This is a genomic window from Paenibacillus sp. FSL R5-0914, assembly GCF_038004525.1.
In the GTDB taxonomy this organism is placed as follows: domain Bacteria; phylum Bacillota; class Bacilli; order Paenibacillales; family Paenibacillaceae; genus Paenibacillus_AQ.
Window position 1 is genome coordinate 1,265,287 of record NZ_JBBORH010000001.1, and the last position, 23,132, is coordinate 1,288,418.

The 23,132-nt window shown below is 43.5% G+C and carries 18 protein-coding genes; 13 read left to right on the forward strand and 5 right to left on the reverse strand.

The genetic code is table 11. From position 1 onward, the window contains the following. Positions 1-7: 7 nt before the first annotated feature. Positions 8-1,021, reverse strand: a complete 1,014-nt coding sequence (locus tag MKX60_RS05485) for a zinc-dependent alcohol dehydrogenase family protein (RefSeq protein WP_341059251.1) — start codon at positions 1,019-1,021, stop codon at positions 8-10. Positions 1,022-1,135: 114 nt separating this feature from the next. Between MKX60_RS05485 and MKX60_RS05490 the strand changes: the two genes are divergently transcribed. The 4 genes from MKX60_RS05490 to MKX60_RS05505 all read left to right on the forward strand — a co-directional run bounded on the left by MKX60_RS05490 (position 1,136) and on the right by MKX60_RS05505 (position 6,425). Continuing rightward, positions 1,136-1,528: a winged helix-turn-helix transcriptional regulator gene (locus MKX60_RS05490; RefSeq protein ID WP_042192606.1), complete on the forward strand. Its 393-nt coding sequence runs from the start codon at positions 1,136-1,138 to the stop codon at positions 1,526-1,528. Between the two features lie 201 nt (positions 1,529-1,729). Further along, positions 1,730-2,530 (forward strand): ABC transporter ATP-binding protein, encoded by an 801-nt coding sequence (locus tag MKX60_RS05495; protein WP_339243859.1) that lies wholly within the window; start codon positions 1,730-1,732, stop codon positions 2,528-2,530. Next, positions 2,523-4,181 carry a hypothetical protein gene (locus MKX60_RS05500; RefSeq protein ID WP_076297944.1) on the forward strand — a complete coding sequence of 553 codons (1,659 nt, stop codon included), beginning with the start codon at positions 2,523-2,525 and terminating at the stop codon, positions 4,179-4,181. Before MKX60_RS05495 ends, MKX60_RS05500 begins: the two co-directional genes overlap by 8 nt. A 228-nt stretch (positions 4,182-4,409) precedes the next feature. Next, a complete protein-coding gene (locus tag MKX60_RS05505; RefSeq protein ID WP_081382666.1) occupies positions 4,410-6,425 on the forward strand; it encodes a bifunctional diguanylate cyclase/phosphodiesterase in 2,016 nt (671 codons plus the stop codon). Positions 6,426-6,520: 95 nt separating this feature from the next. Here MKX60_RS05505 and MKX60_RS05510 read toward each other — a convergent pair whose 3' ends face one another. After that, on the reverse strand, positions 6,521-8,215 hold the full coding sequence (locus MKX60_RS05510; RefSeq protein WP_076285607.1) for a methyl-accepting chemotaxis protein: 1,695 nt from the start codon (positions 8,213-8,215) through the stop codon (positions 6,521-6,523). A 248-nt stretch (positions 8,216-8,463) separates the two neighbouring features. Here MKX60_RS05510 and MKX60_RS05515 point away from each other — a divergent pair, with 248 nt between their 5' ends. Next, a complete protein-coding gene (locus tag MKX60_RS05515; protein WP_081382665.1) occupies positions 8,464-8,895 on the forward strand; it encodes a MarR family winged helix-turn-helix transcriptional regulator in 432 nt (143 codons plus the stop codon). 88 nt (positions 8,896-8,983) lie between these two features. Here the strand turns inward: MKX60_RS05515 and MKX60_RS05520 are convergent, their stop codons facing one another. Next, a complete protein-coding gene (locus MKX60_RS05520; RefSeq protein ID WP_076285608.1) occupies positions 8,984-10,843 on the reverse strand; it encodes an LTA synthase family protein in 1,860 nt (619 codons plus the stop codon). Positions 10,844-11,126: 283 nt separating this feature from the next. On the opposite strand from MKX60_RS05520, the gene MKX60_RS05525 reads away from it, so the two are divergent. Beyond that, complete coding sequence (locus MKX60_RS05525) at positions 11,127-13,433, forward strand: helicase C-terminal domain-containing protein (protein WP_076297943.1); 2,307 nt, start codon at positions 11,127-11,129, stop codon at positions 13,431-13,433. 53 nt (positions 13,434-13,486) lie between these two features. After that, positions 13,487-14,455: a Gfo/Idh/MocA family protein gene (locus MKX60_RS05530; protein WP_076285610.1), complete on the forward strand. Its 969-nt coding sequence runs from the start codon at positions 13,487-13,489 to the stop codon at positions 14,453-14,455. A 76-nt stretch (positions 14,456-14,531) separates the two neighbouring features. Here the strand turns inward: MKX60_RS05530 and MKX60_RS05535 are convergent, their stop codons facing one another. After that, positions 14,532-15,215 carry a CidB/LrgB family autolysis modulator gene (locus MKX60_RS05535; protein WP_076285611.1) on the reverse strand — a complete coding sequence of 228 codons (684 nt, stop codon included), beginning with the start codon at positions 15,213-15,215 and terminating at the stop codon, positions 14,532-14,534. Continuing rightward, positions 15,209-15,583: a CidA/LrgA family protein gene (locus MKX60_RS05540; protein ID WP_076285612.1), complete on the reverse strand. Its 375-nt coding sequence runs from the start codon at positions 15,581-15,583 to the stop codon at positions 15,209-15,211. The genes MKX60_RS05535 and MKX60_RS05540 overlap by 7 nt, the downstream gene beginning before the upstream one ends. A 112-nt stretch (positions 15,584-15,695) precedes the next feature. Here MKX60_RS05540 and cidR point away from each other — a divergent pair, with 112 nt between their 5' ends. The 6 genes from cidR (at position 15,696) to MKX60_RS05570 (ending at position 23,017) form a co-directional block, all read left to right on the forward strand. Further along, a complete protein-coding gene (gene cidR / locus MKX60_RS05545) occupies positions 15,696-16,628 on the forward strand; it encodes a cidABC operon transcriptional activator CidR (protein WP_076285613.1) in 933 nt (310 codons plus the stop codon). 112 nt (positions 16,629-16,740) lie between these two features. Next, a complete protein-coding gene (locus MKX60_RS05550; RefSeq protein ID WP_076285614.1) occupies positions 16,741-16,980 on the forward strand; it encodes an aspartyl-phosphate phosphatase Spo0E family protein in 240 nt (79 codons plus the stop codon). A gap of 195 nt (positions 16,981-17,175) precedes the next feature. Beyond that, positions 17,176-18,576 carry a DNA-binding protein gene (locus MKX60_RS05555; RefSeq protein WP_081393162.1) on the forward strand — a complete coding sequence of 467 codons (1,401 nt, stop codon included), beginning with the start codon at positions 17,176-17,178 and terminating at the stop codon, positions 18,574-18,576. A 355-nt stretch (positions 18,577-18,931) separates the two neighbouring features. Further along, positions 18,932-19,378 carry a MarR family winged helix-turn-helix transcriptional regulator gene (locus tag MKX60_RS05560; RefSeq protein WP_042192575.1) on the forward strand — a complete coding sequence of 149 codons (447 nt, stop codon included), beginning with the start codon at positions 18,932-18,934 and terminating at the stop codon, positions 19,376-19,378. Continuing rightward, on the forward strand, positions 19,371-21,131 hold the full coding sequence (locus MKX60_RS05565; protein ID WP_042192573.1) for an ABC transporter ATP-binding protein: 1,761 nt from the start codon (positions 19,371-19,373) through the stop codon (positions 21,129-21,131). Before MKX60_RS05560 ends, MKX60_RS05565 begins: the two co-directional genes overlap by 8 nt. Further along, complete coding sequence (locus MKX60_RS05570) at positions 21,128-23,017, forward strand: ABC transporter ATP-binding protein (protein WP_042192571.1); 1,890 nt, start codon at positions 21,128-21,130, stop codon at positions 23,015-23,017. The genes MKX60_RS05565 and MKX60_RS05570 overlap by 4 nt, the downstream gene beginning before the upstream one ends. Positions 23,018-23,132: the final 115 nt, after the last annotated feature.

Here is a 23,132-nt window from a genome sequence, read left to right on the forward strand (position 1 = left end):
TCTACTGTTAAAACTTAATGCAGATTTTTCCGAAGTGTGTACCCTTAGCCAAGTATTGCAATGCTTCAACAGATTGTTCAAATGGAAATACAGCGTCAATGATAGGGCGAAGTCCATTTTGTTCAACCGCACGGTTCATCGTCTCAAACATGTCACGGCTTCCGACATTGATGGCTTGAAGGCGTGCTTTTCTCAGAATTGCAGGGATGATTTTAAAGCCCTCAACTTGGAAGCCCGACAGACCGCCTACCAGACTGATCCTTCCACCCACCCGCAGCGCCACGATTGACTTATTTAATGTGGATGATCCACCGAGATCAACAATATGGTCTGCCCCGCGTCCCCCTGTCAGCTCAAGAACAGCCTTATCCCATTCAGGGGTCTTTAAATAATTGATACCGAAATCCGCTCCCAATCCCTTTGCACGCTTAAGCTTCTCATCGCTGCTTGATGTGATGATCACCTGTGCACCGTGAAGCTTGGTAAATTGAAGCGCGAATAGTGAAACTCCACCCGTTCCTTGTATCACTACAGTCTCTCCAGCCTTCACCTTTCCTTCTTCAACAATAGCATGCCAGGCTGTAACACCTGCACAAGGAAGAGTTGCCGCTTCTTCATCAGTTAATAGATCTGGCACACGAACTAATCCCTCCTCGGGAAGCACAACATATTCTGCAAGCAACCCATCAAGCGGACTTCCAAGTGAGCTCACCCAATTTTCTTGTGTAGGTTCTCCCGAAACCCAGCTTTGAGTAAAAATACCGCTTACCCGGTCACCAATCTTGAATCTGGACGTATGCTCACCTAAGGCGACAACTTCACCAACACCGTCCGATACTGGAATTAATGGAGCGTTCAAAATCGGGTTATAAAAACCATCAATGACACCTAAATCTCTAGCGTTAAGGGAAACTGCCCGCATTTTTATACGAACTTCACCAGAACCAGGATTAGGAATTGGACGTTCGGCTACCTTCAGTTGATCGAGGCCAAATTCACTTTGGATTTCGTATACTTTCATGAGCAATCTCTCCTTCTTGAAGTGCATAGACATACAATAATCCATAAATTACACTTAAGTAAGGAGGCACTTTATAGTGTCCAGGGAACCAAAAAGTGCATGGGAGGACTTTATATGAACAATCCATTTTCGACGAATGCCGTAGAGCCTGATATCTCGTTATCGATTTGTGGGTACAGTAAGGTCCTTGATATTATCTCTAATAAATGGACAGCTTTGGTCATCTATGCCATGGAAGATGGAATCATTCGTTACAGTGATATCAGAAGACGAATCGAAGGCATCTCTAAAAAAATGCTAACTCAAACTTTGCGGCAACTGGAACGAGATGGGTTGGTACAACGCGAGATTACACCTTCCGTTCCACCCATCGTAGAGTATTCTCTAACCCCCTTAGGGGTGTCGTTACTTGAGCCTATGAGAGCGTTAAATCAGTGGACGAGTAAAAATTATGTGTGGGTTGAAAAGGCCAGAGCTTCATATGATCAAGTGGATCAAACAGAATAATTTGTGTGGGATAGATCTCTACACTTTAAGGGGGAACCAATGGTTCTCCCTTTTGTGCTGAACAGGGCATTAGCATTCATAGATATAAGATTAGTGAGTTAAATTATGGAGCGGGATTCAGTGGAATGATACAATTATTGTAATTTTATGAAATAGTAATTTTTAACATCGTCAATTAGTCGCTAGAGAGGGGATTAGGATATGGGCCTTGCTGATGATCCAGTCATTGCGATTTCTGGTTTATGGATGAACTACACGGACCGAATGGTGCTAAAGGGCATTGACCTTAAGGTATACAGAGGACAAATTATTGGCTATATCGGCCCTAACGGGGCAGGAAAGAGTACAACTGTTAAGATTATGCTCGGTCTGGTAGAAGGCTATAACGGCAAAGTAGAGATTTTCGGTAGGGATATTGCTGATGGAGATGTTTCTTACAAAAAAAGAATAGGTTATGTGCCGGAGGTAGCCGAATTATATGATAGCCTCACCGCTAGGGAGTATCTAACTTTTGTAGGTGAGTTGTATGGCATGAAGCGTAGTGATGTGGATTACAAGGCTGGAAAATTAATGGCCTTGCTAGGTCTTGAGAAAGCTTATGATTCGCGGATCGCAACCTTCTCCAAAGGGATGAAACAAAAGGTACTGCTGATCTCCAGCATGCTTCATGATCCCGATATTCTGTTCCTAGATGAACCGTTGAGCGGTCTGGATGCCAATAGCGTAATGGTGGTAAAGGAGATTTTTGCATCTTTGGCGGCAAGGGGCAAGACCATTTTCTATTCTTCACACATCATGGATGTAGTTGAGAAGATCAGTAGCCGGATCGTTTTGATCGATGGTGGAGATATCGTGGCGGATGGGAGCTTTGCTGAGCTAAGAGAGAAGGGCCGCGAAGGGTCGCTTGAGGATATTTTTAATCAATTAACTGGATTTGATAAATACCGTGATATTGCTGGGGAATTTGTTGCGGTCATGCAAGAGGTATCTTCTCATGACTGATTTCTATGTGCTGAAGCTTCTGGATAAGCTGCGAGGTGGGTTTAGCCGAATCGGAGTTGATTATGATGTGATGCGGAGTATTCTGCAGGTCAAACTGACGATGGACGGAAGAAGAACACCGACAGTGCTCGCTGGAATGCAGAAGAAGGAGGAGAAGAAAGAGGGCTCGCCGCTGCGGGTGCAATGGATTTATTTACTTTTTGGCGTCATGTTAATTCCTCTTATGATGTTAACGGGGAACTATATGCTGCAGATGAGTCTAGTGTTTGGTGTAGTGATGTTTATGATTACGACCACACTGATCTCTGATTTCTCTTCCGTGATGCTTGATCTTCGGGACAAAAACATACTGGCTTCAAAGCCAGTGAACCGCCGTACCTTGAACATGGCGAAGAGCATCCACATTCTCATTTATTTATTTTCAGTGACGCTGACCTTGACCGGACCTTCGCTGATTTTATGCCTGTTCAAACAGGGAGTACTATTTTTTCTAATATATGCTGTTGAGATCATTCTGATGGACTGCTTTATTCTCGTCATTACGGCGCTGCTTTATTTACTGATCATGAAGTTTTTCGACGGGGAGAAGCTCAAGGATATTATTAATTATGTACAGATCATTTTGACTATAGGGATTACAGTAGGGTATCAGCTCGTTGTTAGACTGTTCGATATTGCTGAATTGAGCCTCTCTTTTAAGCCGGCGTGGTGGCAGTATTTGATTTCTCCGATTTGGTTTGCGGCTCCATTTGAGATGTTGATTGGCGGGGCGAGAGATACACACTTCGTGGTGCTTTCAGTGCTAGCTTTAGTAATTCCGGTTCTGCTGATTGTGGCTTATATTAAGCTGATGCCTTTATTCGAAAAGAGCTTACAGAAGCTTTCAGAGCAAGGGAACGTTGGCAAAAGTAACGCCCGAATGGTGGACTGGTTGTCGAAAGTAACTTGTAAGAACCCGGTAGAGGGCATGTTTTTTCGTTTTAGCTGGTCAATGATGAAGAATGAGCGTGACTTCAAGTTAAAGGTATATCCGGCAATCGGTTATTCCATTGTCTTCCCGTTCATTTTTATATTTGGGATATTTTGGGATGGAAATGCATCGTCTATCAAGGATTCGAACACATACCTGATGATTTATTTCGGTGCGACGTTACTTCAGACGGTTGTTCTAATGCTAAGGTACTCTGCGGGTTATAAAGGCTCTTGGATTTATAAGCTGATTCCTCTGCCAAACACCGCACCCATCTATCGTGGAATGCTTAAGGCAGCGATAGTTCGCCTGCTATTACCTTTATTCGCTATAGAAGCGATAATGTATCTTTGGTTGTTTGGGCTGCGGATTGTGCCAGACTTGGTAGTCGTGCTGTTTGCAATGCTGATCTATGCGGTCATTTGCTTCCGTTCTTATCCTCCGGTACTACCTTTCTCAGAACGTTATGAGGCAGCTAAACAGAAGGATTACACCGCAAACTCCTTTGGGTTGCTATTTTTGCTGATGGGGATGGCAGGTATTCATTACGTCTTCACTTTGTTTATGGGTGGAGTTTATATCTACCTGTTGGTTCTGGTAGTTTTGAATCTATGGATATGGCGAATTACCTTTCCAAAAAATGTATCATCAACAGGTCATGGTTCAAGTTTTCCGGGTTGAGTGATTGTGTCAAATATGGACATTTTTCGCGTAATAAAAAAGGGTATAAATTCCAGTATTTACTTAGACAATCTTCTGAATACAGAGTAGAATACATCTAAAGTTTCTTTTTATGGATAACCTATAATCTTTACGCACTCTTCCATATCTGATATTCGTGTACTGATTTTTTACTTGAGAAATACGCTGAGCGATTACGGGATTCAAAACCGGTGAAGAGGTTAACTAATGGATAAAATGGGAATCCACTTTAATGTTTGGATTGTTTTACTATCATTTGTGCTAGCGGCGACAGTTACTTATTCTGCACTAAATCTGATTTCGCAAGTTTCGCGTTCTACTGGCAAAATCCGACGTCTGTGGTTGATCTCGGGAGCTTGTGTGTTAGGCTGCGGTATATGGGCAATACATTATGTTGGGATAATGGCGAATCGCTTTCCGGCGGAGGTCAATTATTATCCAGGCAGATCTATAATATCACTATTAGTTGGTGTGTTATTCTGCTATTTGGCATTCCGGATCACATCTGTTCCTCAGTTAAAGATATGGAATTTAGTAGTAGGTGGTATTCTCTTGGGAAGCGGCTTTTCGGCTATGCATTATATCGGAATGTCTTCTATGAAGATTGCGACGAGGATTCATTATGATATATGGATTCAAGCCGTTGCTGTAATTCTGGTTTTGGTTTCGTCTTATATCGGATTATTGATGTTTCAAAAGTTTAAAGAATGCGCAGGGTTTCAGCGATGGAAGCTATACTCGGCGTTGTTTATCGGATTTTCAGTTACCGGATTGCATTACACAAGTGTAAAGGCTTGTCATTTTGAATATAACAACTTACCTGGAAGCAAACCTTTTTTTGTAGAGACTGATGTTATACTGTTAATGGCATTTTCGCTGGCAGCGCTACTTATGCTCGCAGTTTCTGCTGGCGCCGTATTTCTGGATCGCCATGTGCTTGAACGAATGGCTTATCAAGATCCGCTAACAGAGCTGCCGAATCGACATGGACTAGAACGCTATTTTAAAGATGAATTTTTTGAAAGTAGATCTGGTGCTGTTTTTATTGTAGATCTAGATCGCTTTAAGTCGATTAATGATACGCTTGGACATGATATAGGTGATATGCTACTACAGGAGGTCGCTGTTAGATTAATTCGTTCTGTAGGGGATAAAGGAAAAATATTCCGTTTAGGCGGTGACGAATTCCTGATTGCTCTTCCAGATTGCACGCTGGAGGGTGCGCAGGAAGAAGCAGGGCATATTATGCATGAACTTAAGGAATTCTATCGTATTCAGGGCAATGAGCTATATGTTACTGCAAGTGTTGGAATCAGTATGACTCCTATGCATGGGACTGATCGCTCAGCGCTAATGAAGGCTGCGGATACGGCTCTTTATACCTCTAAGGATTCAGGTAAGAATAAATGCAGTGTGTTCGACCAGGAAGTAAATCGCCATCAGTTACGGCGGATGTCGCTAGAGAAGGATCTTCGAAAAGCTTTGGCTCGTTCTGAGTTTATGGTTGTGTATCAGCCGAAATGGGATTCATATATGAATGTTACGGTGGGTCTTGAAGCGCTGCTGCGCTGGAGACACCCAGAGCATGGGATCATTTCGCCAGCGGAATTCATTCCTATTGCAGAGGAGACCGGACTGATCGTTCCGATTACCTATTGGATGCTACATGATGTGTGTAGCCAGAACAGGTTCTGGCATAAGGAAGAGATAGCTAACGTACCGGTCTCAATTAATATGTCCGCACGGATGTTTGAGGATGGGAGTCTATACGATGTTGTAGCGGAAGCACTCACATGTGCAGAATTAGAGCCACGCTTTCTCGAACTGGAGATTACAGAGTCCATTGCGATGCATAACATGAAAGAGACGGTTGCACAGCTGTCTAGACTTCGATTGCTTGGGGTAAGAGTATCGCTGGATGACTTTGGGACAGGCTTCTCCTCCCTTGGTAATTTGGATGAAATCCCAGTGAACACACTCAAGATTGACCAAGTATTTATTCGTAACAGCAAGATGCACTCCAAGAAAGCTATTATCAGCAATATTATTGCGATTGCGACTCATCTTAATATGGAAGTCGTGGCGGAAGGTGTGGAGACACCAGAGCAAATTGAATTGCTGAAATCACTGGGTTGTAGAGTCATGCAGGGTTATTATTACGGTCGGCCGATGCCTGTACATGAGCTGGGTGAGTGGTTTATAGCGAATACGGCAGCGTCGTGATCTCAATACATAGAAGAGGGGCTAGCGACCAAGCAGAATTTCTCTGCTTGGTCGCTAGCCCCTTTAAGTTTAAGAACTTACATGAATAAGAAGAATTATACTTTGAAACGTTCAATTAGAATCTGTAGCTTCTCAGCTAGCGAGGACAGGAAACCTGCGGCTGACTCCACTTCTTCCATGGCTGCAAGCTGCTCTTGTGAGGAGGCGGATAATGTTTCCGCACCGCTTGCTGTCTGATTAGCGACGTCTACAATATTCTGTAGAGTAGTAACGAGACCATCGGAGATGGAGGCTAGCTCGCGGACTGTTCCGGAAATTTGCTGACTTTGTGAAGCCATCCCAGAGACAGACATCTCAATCTCGGAGAAGGATTGACCTGCTGTTACGATTAATTCCCGGCCTTGATCCATCTCTTCTGTAGAGCGCTTCATGGTTTCTCCTGCTTGGTCCATCTGACTTACGATGATGCTTACGAGTTGTCCGATTTGAGCAGCAGATTGGGCGGATCGCTCGGCAAGCTTGCGTACGGATTGTGCAACTACCGCAAAGCCTCTTCCCTCTTCTCCGGCTCTTGCAGCTTCAATGGCTGCATTCAGCGACAGCAGATTGGTTTCTTCTGCGATGCTCGCAATCGTGCCCACAATATTCTCAATTTCCTTGGAGTAGCCGCCCAAGGTCTCAATAATGACAGCTAAATCAGTGATGCTGTCACTGACGATGCTCATCTGTTGTGTAGTAGAGTCCATTGCTTCTCGACCTGTACGAGCCTTTTCGGCGTTACTGGTAGCATTATTCATTGCGTTATCAGCATTTCCTGCAATCTCTGTAATGAAGTGTGACAAGTCTTGTACAGACTTATATCCACCCTCCAAATTTTGCAATTGTGTATTAGCTCCATCGGCAAGTTCAATCGAAACGTTGACACTGTACTCACCAGCACGGTTAGTTTCCTGTGCACTGGCAGAGAGCTCTTCGGATGAAGACGCCACCTGCATGGAGGTTTCATTAACTTCGGTAATGAGCATGCGCAAGCTCTGCGTCATGCCGTTGAAATTTCGAGCTAGTGTACCAATCTCATCCTTGCTGTTGAATGAAATAGGATCATGAGTAAGATCACCCTGTGCAACAAGATTTACGCCTCTGGATAGCTTCGTTAGTGGACTTACCATTCGGCGGATTAAGAGATATGCTGCCACAATAGCAATAACTAGAATGGAAGTCCCGATAATAAAAGGCTGAACAATGATGTCTCGGGTCCGTTCTTGAATTAATGGGCCATCGAAGTTAATAGCCATTAGAGCGACTATAGGCTTGGACGGATCATGATCCTGATAGATGGGGCCGTAACCCGTCTTAAGTGAGGTACCTTCGTATGTATAAACCTTGGAGTAGGCGGAATGCTTAGATGTAGTGATCAATTGCTTCTCTTCATCTGAGAAATAAAAAGTGTCGCCTGCTTTATAACCTCTTGCTTTGAAGCTTGAATCTGCGGCGAGGATCTTTCCGTCTAGCGATAAAATGAACGCCTCTTTAAAAATAGCCTTATGTGCCACAATCCAACCGATCCGGTCTTCGACAGCCTCCAATTTGCTTTGATCTCCTGCAATTAGCGCGGTAATATCTGATGGGTCAATCAGCCCGGTTGTAATATTGGCGCATCCTACCAATTCGATACCTGCTGCTTCATCTACTTGCTTATACGCAGTACGGTATCCGAAGAACCCGATGGATGATCCAACAAGAAGTAACACGATGAACATCATCCAAGTTAATTTAGTTGCCAATTTCATTCTTTGCACCAACCTTGACAAAATATGTTTTCGGAGACAATCGCTCTCACTGCTACGATTATAGCGTATCGTTAAGCCTATGACCTTACATAGAATATAGTATTTTTGTGTCGGATATTGTAAATTGATGGAAAAATTATGGAAATAAACGTGATTATGAAATCTTTAGTAGACAAAAGCATTGAATCCTGACCAGTTCTAGTGGTACGCTTGTGTTATTAAAAAACGGATTGGGAGTTGAAACAAGGATGCCGCATCAATTAGATCCGTTAATAGAGCGTCTTGGATTATCCATGTGGAGAGTACAGCGTAAGATCATGTCTCAAAGGACTTTGCATAAAGAACTCGGACTTACCGTACCTCAGATGGGTCTGTTAAATATAGTAGCGAAAGAGAAAAAGTCGCGGGTGGTACAACTGGCGGAGTCTATGGAGGTCAAATCAAGTGCGATTACCGTGATGCTCGATCGCCTGGAAGCGCTGGGTTTTATTAAGCGTGAGACGGATGGATCGGACCGGAGAGCGGTTGTGGTGACCATCACCGAGCAAGGTCAGCAAATACTTGAAGAAGGACATTTCCGTTCAAAACAGCTGCTTGCTGAGCATTTATCTATACTGAAGCCGGAAGAGCTGCAAAAGTTTGCGGAGTACTACCGTATGATCGAGGATCAGGAACGGTAAATCTCTAGCTTTAGCTTATAGATACAGAAAGAAGGCCACCTTCTCCGGAGAGAAGGTGGCCTTCTTTGAAATATAATAATGATAAGTTCTAAGGTTCAATTGGTTTGTCTGGCAGCTGCGTAATATAGCTATGGGAAAGCTGTAGAAGTCTCAATGCTCGGTTGTATTCATCCTCAGTAGCAGCCGGTGCTTTTCCATTATAAATAGGGTATTGGGTATTATCTTCAAAGCTGTTACCCGGAATAAGCAGTCCTGAGCTGGAAATGAAAGATCCAGAAGGTAAATAATATCTTTCTGGCAGCAAATTATAAGTCTGACTGAGTAGATCTTGACCGAAAACTAGGTTATTCTCTAATGAAATTCCAAGAAGACCAGCAGCAGTTGGCATAATATCCACTTCGCCACCGACTTGCTCTAAGGTCTGTGATGCTGTGCTGTCTCCTGCATGAATGAGCAGAGGAATGTTTAACATATCCGCATAGGAATATTCATGACCATAAATTTCAGTCATTAATTGCTTATCATCATGATCGAGAGAATAAATAGGCAGTCCCATATGGTCTCCATAAATCATGATCACGCTGTTATCCCATACGCCATTCGCTTTAAGCTCTTCTACGAAATGTCCGAAGGCATCATCCGCATAGTTCTGGGAACGGATATAGTCACCCACAAAAGTACCTTCGTAACGCTCTGGTAGCTTCATGCGGTATTTTTCCTCAGGAATTGTGAATGGATGATGCGCTGACATCGAAATGATCTGAGCGTAGAAGGGTTGACCCTCGTTGCTCATTTCTTTCAGTTTGTCAGCAGTTTTACTATAGAGCGTATCATCAGAAGCACCGAAGAAGAAAACATCATCTTCACCAAAGAATGAGCGATCATAATAATGATCGAAGCCCAGTGAGTCATACAGCTCACCACGGTTCCAGAACTCTACGACATTGGTGTGGAAGGTTGCGGTCTGATACCCATTGTCTTTAAGCAAGCGTGGCAGACTTGGGAGCACCTTATCCACATAGGACATCGTTGCCGCACCACGTGGAGGGATGTAGGCGGATGTGTTCACTACGAATTCTGCATCCGACGTATTCCCTTGACCTACCATTTGATAGAAATTAGGGAAGTAAAGACTATCCTTCATTACCTTGTTCAGGTTCGGTGTAATCTCTTGCCCGTCTAGCTCAAGACCCAGCAAGAAGTTCTGGAAGGATTCCAATTGAATGATAATAAGATTTTTGCCTTTAGCCGTGCCATGAAGTGGAGAACTAACCGCAGTATTAATCCCCTTCACTTTGTTGATGGCATCTTGTGTAATGTCACTTGATTGCACAAGCTCTGGTTCTTCTTTTGCAAAGATCGTATAGGCTTCATAGTTAAGAATACCCATCTCCTGAGCTTTCTTAATTTCGTTCATACTAGCCTTATTAGGCAAAATGTTAAACAAGCATAAACCAAGTGAGACTGCGAATAGAACACTATATTTTATTTTTCCGTTACGACGGTTGATATTCTCTTTTTTATAGACACGGCCTTTCTTATTAAAGAAGAAATAGCCTCCTAGGACAATTATATCTGTAAAGATTAACAGGTAGTAAGGATCCATAAGTGAGAATACGCTGTTGCTGACAGCTGTGACTTGATTCACCTGTTCTGCGGCATGGTAAGTTACAATGACACCATAATATTTAAAATACATAATGGCTGCGAAAAAGATGGCTGTTACTAATAAATTGACTGTCATGTAATATCCAAGCTTTCGTTTGGAGGCGAACCGCTCAATAATACAGAAGAGCGCCCAGGCAAAAGGGATTTCTGTCAGTAATGATTTCCAAGGCAGCACATCATCGAAAATGACGCCCCAAGCCAGAAATGCTTTTAGGATAAAAAGTATTGTGAAAAACACAAAAGGTTTAATGATCCAACGTTTAATATTAAAGGATGACACAGCTTCCCCCTCTTTCTACATGATAAAACGCCATTTCTCAAACAGGACGAAACAGCACCAAGACAAAATGACTCCATAGTAATAAAATTTATTATGCAGGGCTAGCAGAAGAAAGTCAAAAACCGAAAGCGTAAGTATAAGCTTTGTGGAGTGCGTAAAGTTAAACACGCATAGGTGAAAGATGATGTTTATGCTATCCCATGGGGTTATACAGTGATTAAAGGACCGAAATAGACATTAGGAACAAAAAGGATATATGGATAATTAAGGGAGGTGGGAAAAGTTGGATCATACTGTAACCCTATCCGTTAGAACTCTCGTCGAGTATGTTTTTCGCAGCGGTAGTATTGAGCCTGGATTTCATGGTACTTCCTCTATGGTTGAAGGAACACGAATTCATCAGAAAATCCAAAAGCAATATAAGGAAGGTGACCGCAAGGAGGTCTATCTGAAAACAGAGATCCCTTATGGTAGCTTACTCTATATAGTAGATGGGCGCTGTGATGGACTGCTTGTTTCGGAGGATGGGAGCCTAACGGTCGAAGAAATCAAATCAACCTCCGGACTGCTGGATATGCTGGAAGAGGGACATGAGGTTCATTGGGCTCAGGCGCTGATGTACGCATATATGGTATCGCTGGAGCAGGAGCTTTCTTCTATTCAAGTAAAGCTTACCTATGTCCACCGGGCTACTGATGAGCAAAAAAGCTTGTACCGAACGTTGTCTTTAGATGAACTGATCTCATTTGCTAATGATACCGTAGCCAGATATGCTCCGTACGCTGAGATGATGGTTCGTCATGATGCTAAGAAAGAGCAGAGCCTTCGAGAGTTACAATTCCCGTTTCCTTCTTATCGAAAGGGACAACGGCATTTTGCCGGAGCGGTGTACAAATCCATCGTAGAAAAGGTCAGTCTGCTCGCTCAGGCGCCCACAGGCATCGGAAAAACAATGTCGACGCTGTTCCCGGTCCTTAAAGCAATGGGCGAAGGACAAGCTAAAGGATTGTTCTATTTAACGGCTAAGACGGTTACCCGTTTTGCCGCGCAGGAAGCAATCTCGTTACTGCTGACGCAGGGACTTCAGCTGCATGTCATCACACTTACTGCTAAAGAGAAGACCTGTTTTCATGATGAAGGGATTTGCGGTAAGGATTCCTGTCCCTATGCGGAAGGCTATTATGATCGGATTAATGATGCGGTAATGGATCTGTTAGAGCATGAGACACTGATGAGCAGAGACACCCTAGCACTGTATGCTCACAAACATAAAGTGTGCCCGTTTGAGTTCTCGCTGGATGCAGCCTATGCCTGTGATGCGGTGATCTGCGATTACAATTATATATATGATCCTCGGATCAGCCTGAAACGGCTAACAGAGGAGAGAAAGAGAGAAACGGTGCTTCTGGTAGATGAAGCACATAATCTGGTAGACCGGGGACGAGAGATGTTCTCTGCCTCTTTGCTGAAGGCCCCCTTTCTAGAAATCCAGCGTCAGTACAAGGAAGTAAACCGTAATTTGAGTACTGCAGCTAAATCGGTGAATGCTTTTTTCATCTCCCTTCGCAAAATTTGTAATGAAGAGGGGCAAGGGCAGTGGGCTTCGTTCCCGGAGGAGCTGCCAGCCTTGCTTGAGATATTTTCTTTGGAGGCGGAACAGGAACTTATTCACCCGAGCGCCAGCATTGTTCCTCAGAATGGAGAAGGAGAGAATGTTCTTCTGGATACCTATTTTGCAGTTCAAGGGATGCTTCGCACCTTTAAGACCTATGATGAACGCTACATAACCTATGCTGAGGTTCGGCGCGGCGATGTGTACTTGAAGTTATTTAATTTGGATCCATCGCATTTACTCCGACAAATGTCTAAGAGCTTTCGAAGCCAGATTCTGTTCTCTGCTACGCTTTCTCCATTATCGTACTATCGGGATATGATTGGTGCGGTGGAGGAAGATTACAGTTTAACGGTCTCATCTCCTTTTCAGAAGGAGCAATGGGAAGTGACCGTGCTGCCTGTCTCCACACGTTATCATGACCGGGAAGCTTCCCTCATCCCGTTAACTCAGGCATTGAATCAAATGGTTTCAAAGAAGGGCAATTATCTGGTGTTTTTTCCTTCATATCTCTATTTACAAAACGTATATCAGGCCTTTACGGAGAATTACCCCGAAGTACGGACTTTGATACAGGATACAGGCATGAGTGAGCAGGCTAGAGAAAGTTTTTTAGCAGCATTTAGTCCAGATAATGACGAGACGTTGTTAGGATTTGCTGTACTCGGAGGGATCTTTTCGGAAGGTGTAGATCTGCCAGGAGACCGTCTCAACGGGGTAATGGTTGTTGGAGTTGGCCTACCACAGCTTGGTCTTGAGCGTAATCTACTGCGTCAGTATTTTAATGCCAGAGGTAAAAATGGCTTTGATTATGCTTATGTCTACCCAGGAATGTGCAAGGTATTGCAAGCTGGAGGCAGACTGATTCGAAGTGAGACAGATACAGGCATTATTGTACTTGCGGATGATCGCTTTTTGCAGAGTCCTTATATGCATTTGCTTCCCGAAGAATGGAGAGATTATCTTATCCGCTCATAAGAGGGTATAATCTATGAAAAGGTATTCATAATCAATCGGCAGGAGGAAAAAGAATGACATTAAAAGTGGGTATTGTGGGTACGGGTTGGTTCTCTAAGGTACATGCTGATTTACTGGCAGAGATGGATGATGTCCGTTTGCAGGCGGTCTGCGGAAGCAGTAAGGCTAAAGGCGAAGATATGGCACGTCCTTACGATGCTGCTGGATATGGTGATATTACGGAGATGCTGGATGCGGAGAAGCTCGATGCTGTTTATATTTGTGTGCCTCCACAATCTCATGGCGCGATCGAACGATCATTAATCAAGAGGGATATTCCCTTTTTTATAGAAAAACCGCTTAGTATGACTACTGAAATTCCCGCAAGCCTACTTCAGGATATCAAAGAACATAATTTGTTAACATCGGTAGGATATCATTTCCGCTATCAGGAGAACATTAAACGTCTGAAAGAAACTTTGCGTGGTGACAAAGTCGGTATGGTTATGGGGCAATGGATGGGCGGCATGCCAGGCGTAGCTTGGTGGCGTGATCAGAAGCAATCCGGAGGACAATTCACAGAGCAGACTACACATATCGTTGATTTGGTGCGCTATCTAGCCGGAGAAGTAAAGGAAGTTTACGGCATGTTCGGAAACCGGATTATGCATGAGCAGCATGAAGGTGTGAGCGTGGCAGATGTAGGTACCGTATCCCTGAAGCTTGAAAATGGAATTATTGCTAATATTTCAAATACATGCGTTTTACCTGATGAGGTGGGAAGTGTAGGTCTTAGCTTCTATAATGATCGGGGACTTTTGGACTGGAACCCGGATCGTCTCTTGGAAGTGCGAAGTGGCAATAGCACCGAATTTGCGAATACAGGAAACCCATATTTAGTAGAAAGTGAAGCCTTTATACATGCTGTACGGACGGGGGATCGCTCGCGCATTTTATGCGACTATGAGGATGGATACAAAACCCTCAAAGTCACCTGTGCGGCCTATGATTCAGCGCAAAGCGGGTTGCCTGTTAAGTTCTAAGGCTCGATTCATAGAAAAAGGACATGCTACTTTAGATGTACTAAAGAGACATGCCCTTGGCCCAAGCTGGGTTAGCCTAGTGGAGGAATATCGCGAGCAAAGCTGGCGCCACACCTATAGATAACAGCGCGGACAGAATCATCGCAATACTGGAGATGGTTCCGGTCAGTGAACTAAGCTCGAAGGCTTTGGATGTTCCTGTACCATGTGCAGCGGTTCCCAGCGATACACCGCGCGCAATTTCATTCTCAATGCGGAAGATGCGAAGTACAGTAGGGCCCATCATTGTACCAAGTATCCCGGTAATAATGACAAAGACTGCCGTAATACTCGGTACACCGCCGATACTTTGCGAGATGCTCATAGCGATCGGTGTAGTTACCGAACGTGGGACCAGACTAGCTGCCAGATCGCCGCTAACATGCAGCCATTTGGCGAGCAGAATGGAAGAGATCACCGCAACTATCGTCCCTGACAGCACGCCTGCCGCAATTTCGGCGGCGTGCTTTTTGAGTACCTTGAAGTTCTTATGCAAAGGGATGGCAAAGGCCATGGTTGCTGGTTGCAGCAAATTCGTCAGCCATTTTCCTCCCGCATTGTATGAGTCATAAGTAATGCCTGTTATAAGCAGAAAGATGATCATAATCACTGGTGTGATGATTAATGGAGAGGTGTAGACTTTACCAGTAGAAGCATAGATACGTTTCGCGAGTAAATACACCGCGACCGTGAGAGCAAAGAATAACAGAGCGTTTAACATGATCCTTTCCGCTCCTTCGCTTTATAAATTCTACTGGTAAGTAATCCGGAACTAGCCATCACAACAAATGTGCCTAAGACGACAACGGCAAGAATGCGTAATCCATCCGTTTCCAGAATATTAGCGTATTTCATTACACCTATAGCAGATGGAATGAAGAACAGCAGGAGCTCGGCGAGTAGCCAAGAAGCACCAACTTCTACCCAATTCAGACGAATGACACCGAACTCAAGCAGGAGAAACAATATAATCATTCCGAGTATGCTTCCGGGAATAGGGATATGCAATAATGGGGTCACAGCATTGATAAGTAAAGAGAATAACATAAGTCCCGCTACCTGCAGCAAGCCTATAACAATCTTTTTCATAAGGCTTCGCTCCTTTCATGATAATGAAAGTTTACATCAATTGTTTTCATAGGTAAAATGAATAGATCGAATAAATGACATTCCTTTTGTCTATGGATTAGGGGGCGCATAAATGGATATCCGACAATTAGAATATTTCGTTCAAGCGGCACGAATGAAAAGCTTTACCAGAGCTGCTGAATCATTATATATAACACAGCCCACGATCAGTAAAATGATTCGGAATATGGAGGTCGAACTGGAGGCGGACTTGTTCTACCGTGAAGGGAAGAGTGTAAGGCTTACAGACGCAGGGGAAATTTTGTTCACCAAAGCGCAAAATATCGTGGAGTCTTTCGCTAGCTTGTCTTCCGAACTGGATAACTTACGAAATCTGGAGCAGGGCCACATCCGCATCGGCCTGCCTCCAATGGTAGGAGCGAGCTTTTTTCCATCGGTGATTGGTCAATTTCATAAACGTTATCCGCAGGTTACGATTCGTCTTCATGAGGATGGGGCCAAAAAAGTGGAGGAAGATGTAGAAACGGGACTGCTGGACATTGGAATGGTCGTATTGCCTGTAGATACAGCCAAACTTCATTGTTTTACCTTTGTTGAAGAGAAGCTGAATCTTATTTTGCCTATGGGACATCGACTGGCCGAGGCAGAGCTTGTTCCGCTAAGTGAGCTGGCAGAAGAGGAGTTCGTGCTATTTCGAGAGGATTTCACGCTGCACGATCGGATTATTACGGAATGTGTAAAAGCTGGATTTCAGCCGAAGGTTATATATGAGAGTTCACAATGGGACTTGATCAGCAAGATGGTAGCTGCGGGAATGGGGATCGCATTATTGCCGGAAACCATTTGCCGTGACATGGATCGCTCACGATTGGTAGTCATTCCTTTGACAGAACCGGTAATTCCTTGGCAGATCGCTATGGCTTGGCGTAGAGACCGTTATTTATCATTCGCAGCACGTGAATGGATTTCTTTTGCAAAGGGACTATTGAGAGAACAGTATCCAAATGAGCTTCCCTATGAGCCTATAGAACATCCGAATAAATAGCTATTTTATTTTTTGTGGATGTTCTGCAAATTTTTCTTTTTTTTTGAAAATATGTTTTTTGGTATCATGGATTATGATAGGAAGAGATGTTGATAGAGAGAAGGAGAGAGTTGTGACACTATATCAAGGTTCTTCCGAGAAAGCTTATAGAAGAGACTACAGAGAAGATGAGCTGTTTGTGACTATAGAGAGCCTTAGATGCGAATTGCTGGAAGTCGCGGAGCAACGTAGTCTTAGTGACCATGCTGTCCTAGAGCTAAGCGAGCGATTGGACGGTTATATTTTGCTGGCACAACATAAGATGATGGAGAACTTGCGCAGTCGCAAGGCAAGTGCAACAGCTTGCTGCTGAAGCTCAAAAGCCGCTATTACAATAAATTAAACTCGATACATCCATAGAATTACACTATTACAAAGATCCAACCGATAAAGAGGAGAGAAATACGCTCCTCTTTTTGTCGTACAATCTATTGGTTGTACAATCCATAACTTTCACCTATAATGTCAATTAATAGAATCTTTTCAAGTCGAACTTTGGGGGTGCCGAGTGGAGGGAAAGTTAACAACTATACGCTCAGAAATTGAGAAAAATCTGTCCCGCTCCGGCCATAATCTCGCCTCATTTTCAAAAATTTGTGGCCTGAATCGTGGAAGTCTCAGCGCAATTCTGCATGGGAATCCACCGAAGCCTATGTCCCTGGGACAAATAGATGCAATCATTAAAGCCTTTGGTTTTCCGGATGGTTGGTTGTATCCACTGTACGTTGATGAATGCTTCAATGAGGAGAAGGTCTCACGCCGCAGGGTTGAGCCTTTTTTAATACGTTGCGCTGAACTAGGTAAGCAGCAATGCATTGATGAAACATTAAGCAAGTTATTGGAATATCCGAAATCGCTAGATATCGTTTATTCGATAGCCGAAAAATTGTTTAATAAAGGTAAAATAGATGAATCCATGTTTTTCTACAAGGTTGTAGCAGAAAATGAATCTGATAGTTACTCTGAACGCCTTGCAATCAGTCATTTTCGTATTTTTATGTCAGTTAAGGCAATTGTCGATACAGATGAGAAGTTACGCGGAGTAATTACTTTCGGGCCTTTTAGAGGCCGTCTGCCAGAAAACATGCAATTAGATGGACTGTTAAGGCTGACACAATTATGTTTCGATCTACGCAGATGGAAGCAGATGGAAGGATTTGCGGATGAGCTGAGAGCCTTGGCCAATGCTGTTTATCGTGGACAACTTCGAACAAAGGAAGACAGACGTCGCGAAGAACTTAGTACTGAGCGTCCCCTCGTTGTGTATTATGGTCATGGATATCTACTCAAAGCGATTTCACTAACCAAGCAAGGTCAATATGAAGAGGCTAAGAAGTATACAGCAGGTTATGCGGAACTTGGCTGGTTCGAAATGCTGGATGAGAAAGGTCTAGAAGCTGTAGAGCATTTTCGGTTATTTGCAAAAGCGAATAGCTTTACACTGGAGATGCTGGTGGGTAATGTAAATGTTTTGCCTTCATATACTGCTTTTTTAGCAGATAATCCTGGTGAGATACTTGCAGGACTTATTACTATTATGGATTCTGCCAATCGTTACGGCTTCTCTGCTGAAAGTGTGCTCACACGGTTCTCGCGGGAGATGCAGAGGTTTGAGCAATACCAGGAACCGAATAATGTAGATCGCTTGTATCGATTGTACTATCAAGTGGCCATGTATCGTATAAACCTTAAACAATATAATATAGGTGTGGATTATATTATTCAGTGTTTGGAGTTGGCCATAAGACAGAACAACGGAAAAGACTTTATTAATTGTGTTACTTTGTTTGAGACGAACAGAGATTATGCCACTGTTACTCAACAGGATAGATATAGAGAATTAGTAAAGGGGGTGAGAAAAAATGAAAAAATCACTATTGATGATGGTCAGCGTGTTAGCATTGTTTAGCTTCATTATTATTGGACCAGTTGGCTCTGGAAACAGCGGAGGTATCACCACTTACGAGCACGGAGCACTGTACTAGGATTAAATCAATCTATTCAGTATTCTTATAATACAGAGTAATACATATACGGAATTGGACTCCCTTGCCATTGTGCTGGGGAGTTTTCTTTTTCGTAATAATTGATACCGTATTCAAAATTTGACAAAGCGTTGCACCGAAAATATAATTAGGTAGCCTAAATAATACAGTGTTTAATAATTAGCTGACCTAACTAAATTAGAGGTGAAAGAAATTGGGATAAACGGAGGAAATACAGAAAATACTGAAAATTCAGTCGCACACGAGCTTTTTGCGGCGATGAAACGGCTGCATAAAGGCCAATGGCAAAAGGGTGTTGAAGGCCATAAGCCGAGTGAGATGACTTTAATGATATGCATTGAAAAATGGAATCATTCTGATGATGAGGGTCTAAAGATATCTGAAATCAGCCGACTTCTCGGATTCACACCTCCAACTATTACGCAGTTGATTAATAGTCTTGAGGCGAAACAGATGGTGGAAAGACACGCAGATCCTTCGGACCGAAGAGTCGTACGCGTGAAATTGACGGAGAGTGGAAAAAAACTCACACGAAGAGCAGAGCAATATAGAGACGCAATGTTTGATGAGCTCGTTCGTTACTTAGGTGAAAAAGAGACTAAGCAGCTCACAGAACTGTTGCTGAAAGTACATGCATTCGTTGAGGATAATCCACCACCTAATTGGGATAGGCTACAAATGAACGGAGATGAGAAGCTTGATTAAATTATTTAAACAACTGAAGCCATTTCGAGTAGCTATTGGTGCTGTATTAATTCTTGTGTTCTTGCAGTCCATGGGCGACTTATACCTCCCTACGCTGATGTCCGACATCGTCGACAAGGGTATTGTTCAGGGAGATCGTACTTATATTTGGAAAATAGGTAGCTTCATGCTTTTAGTTGCAGGGGGCGGGGCCTTATGTTCAGTCATTGCCAGCTATTTATCAGCAAAAGTGGCAGCAGGGTTCGGTAAACTTACCCGTGCTCGTGTGTTTAACCACGTAGAGAATTTCACGCTGCATGAATTCGATAAGCTCGGTACCGCATCTTTAATTACCCGTACAACGAATGATATTACGCAGGTACAGACTGTACTTACTATGATGCTGCGTATGATGATCGGTGCTCCGATGATGATGATTGGTGGTATCATCATGGCGGTATCTGAAGATGCGAAATTATCATTGATCTTCGTAGTAGTTATTCCGGTACTCGTTGGCGCAATTTTCTTTATCGGGATGAAGGGATTACCACTGTTTAAAGCGATACAGATCAAGCTGGATAAATTAAATCTGGTTCTACGTGAACATTTGACGGGTATCCGTGTTATCCGTTCATTTAACCGGATTGATCATGAGAATAAACGCTTCTCCGAGGCTAACCGTGATCTGACTGACACAGCGATCAAAGTAAATAAAATCATGGCTGGTTTGATGCCGCTTATGATGATTGTTATGAACTTTTCCATGATCGCAATTCTTTACTTTGGTGGGATTCGAATTGGCGATGGCGATTTGCAAGTCGGCTCACTGATGGCATTTATTCAATATGCGATGCAAATCATGTTCTCCCTGATTATGGTGTCGATGATGTTCGTGCTGATTCCTCGTGCTTCAGCTTCAGCCTTGCGTATCAATGAAGTGCTCGATATGCGGCCGGAGTTCACAGATCCATCAGAGAGTGAATTACAAACAACGGCTCAAGCAACTAAAAAAGACGGCCGTGATCATATGCGTGGTTTTGTTGAATTCGATAATGTCTCCTTTTCTTATCCTGGCGCGGAACAACCTGCACTTTCGAAAATTAGCTTCAGTGCTCGCCCAGGTGAAGTTACTGCGATTATCGGGGGTACTGGTTCAGGTAAATCTACGCTGCTTAGCTTGATTCCAAGGTTCTATGATGTTAACGAAGGTGCTGTTCGTGTGAACGGAGTAGATGTGCGTGAGATGACTCAGGAAGAGCTACGGAGCAAAATTGGTTACATCCCTCAAAAAGCGGTATTGTTCTCAGGTACGATTAACGAAAACATTCGCTACGGTAAAGAGGATGCTACCGATGAAGAAATCATTCATGCAGCCAAGGTAGCTCAGGCCTACGATTTCGTGTCAGCAATGAAAGATGGATTTGATTCGGAAATTGCTCAAGGCGGTAGTAATGTCTCTGGTGGTCAGAAACAGCGGCTGTCCATTGCACGTGCGCTTGTGAGAAAACCTCAAGTTTATCTGTTCGACGACAGCTTCTCTGCACTTGATTTCAAAACAGATGCTAAGCTTCGTGCGGCACTCAAAGATGAAACCACGGAATCCACTGTTCTAATCGTAGCTCAACGGGTTAGTACCGTTATGGATGCCGACCGGATTATTGTTATTGATGAGGGTGAAATCGCCGGAATGGGCACTCACCGTGAACTGCTCGCGAGCAGTGATGTGTACCGCGAGATCGTATCCTCGCAGCTGTCAGAGGAGGAAATAGCATGAGCGAACAAAACAATAAACCTGCTGCTCCGCGCGCCCATAAAGGTCCTGGACCTGGTGGCGGCCCTGGCATGCGGATGCCTGCAGAAAAGGCTAAAGACTTCAAGGGTACACTTCGTCGTCTGATTAAGTATTTAAGACCTCGTATGGTTCAATTGATTATCGTTCTTGTAATGGCAATTGCCAGTACTGTATTCAGTATCTTCAGTCCTAAGGTTATGGGTAAAGCAACAACTAAACTATTCGAAGGTGCTTACGGTAAATTAATGGGTGTTGAGGGAGCTTCCATTGATTTTGGATATATTAATGATATCCTGATCATACTTGCGGGTCTGTATTTGCTTAGTGCTCTATTTAGCTATATTCAGCAGTACGTAATGGCTGGCGTAGCTCAGAAGGTCGTCTACGACATGCGTGAGCAGATCAACAGCAAGCTGGAACGTTTGCCTTTGAAATATTTTGATTCCCGTACCCATGGGGAAATTCTAAGCCGTGCTACGAATGATGTGGATAACATCAGTACTACACTGCAGCAGAGCTTAACTCAACTGATTACTTCTATTGTCACCATTATCGGTGTCATCGTAATGATGCTTACCATCAGCCCATGGCTGACGTTGATTACAATTGTTACATTGCCACTCAGCTTCGTTGTGATTATGGCTATCTCCAAGCGTTCGCAGACTTATTTTGTCGGACAGCAGAAGTCACTCGGTCAGTTGAATGGTCATGTAGAAGAAATGTATACAGGTCACCGGATTATTAAAGCTTTTGGTCGTGAACCGCAGTCCCTTAAGGATTTCGATGAAATTAACGATAAGCTTTACGACTCTGGCTGGCGTGCCCAATTCATGTCCGGTATGATTATGCCGCTCATGATGTTTATCGGTAACTTGGGTTATGTAATGATTTGTGTAGTCGGCGGTATCTTTGTTACTAAAAAAATGATCGATGTTGGGGATATTCAAGCTTTTATTCAGTATTCACGTCAGTTCACCCAGCCGATTGCACAAACGGCTAATATTGCGAATATTATTCAATCCACTATTGCTTCCGCAGAACGTGTATTTGAACTTCTGGATGAAGAAGAGGAAGTTAAGGAAGTTAATACTACACTTGCGAAGCTTGATGAAGGTACTCCGGAAGGTTCCGTTGAGTTCCGTCATGTGAAATTCGGATATAAAGAAGATGCGATTCTGATTGAGGACATGAATATTGAGGTTAGTCCAGGTCAGACTATAGCCATTGTCGGTCCTACTGGTGCTGGTAAAACCACTCTGATTAACCTGTTGATGCGCTTCTACGAGCTTAATGATGGGGAAATTATCATTGATGGCGTCAATATTACCAACATGAGACGGAGTGACCTGCGCAGCAAATTTGGTATGGTGCTTCAGGATACTTGGCTGTTCAATGGTACAATCCGCGATAACATTGCTTATGGACGTGAAGGTGCCTCAGAAGCTGATGTGGTACGTGCTGCCAAGGCTGCTCATGCCGATCACTTTATCCGCACACTTCCGCTTGGCTATGATACGGTGTTAAATGAAGAGGCTTCTAATATTTCTCAAGGACAGAAGCAGCTGATTACGATTGCGCGTGCGATTCTGGCTGATCCATCGATCCTCATTCTTGATGAAGCAACGAGCAGTGTCGATACACGGACAGAATTGTTGATTCAAAAAGCAATGAAAGCATTGATGCAAAACAGAACCAGCTTCGTAATTGCTCACCGTCTTTCGACGATTCGAGATGCCGACCTTATCCTTGTTATGAATCAAGGTAGTGTAATCGAGAAGGGAAATCACGAGGAACTGCTTGCACAAGGCGGATTCTATGCTGATCTTTACAACAGTCAGTTCTCCGAAGGAGATTTGGACGCAGGCTAAGTTGAAGTGAAAGAAAAAGTATAGCAAACCATAAACCCCTCTTTTCACATGTTGCTGATTTTATATGTGAAGAGAGGGGTATTTTATATGTGATGAGGTGTTTTGATTTTTCAGA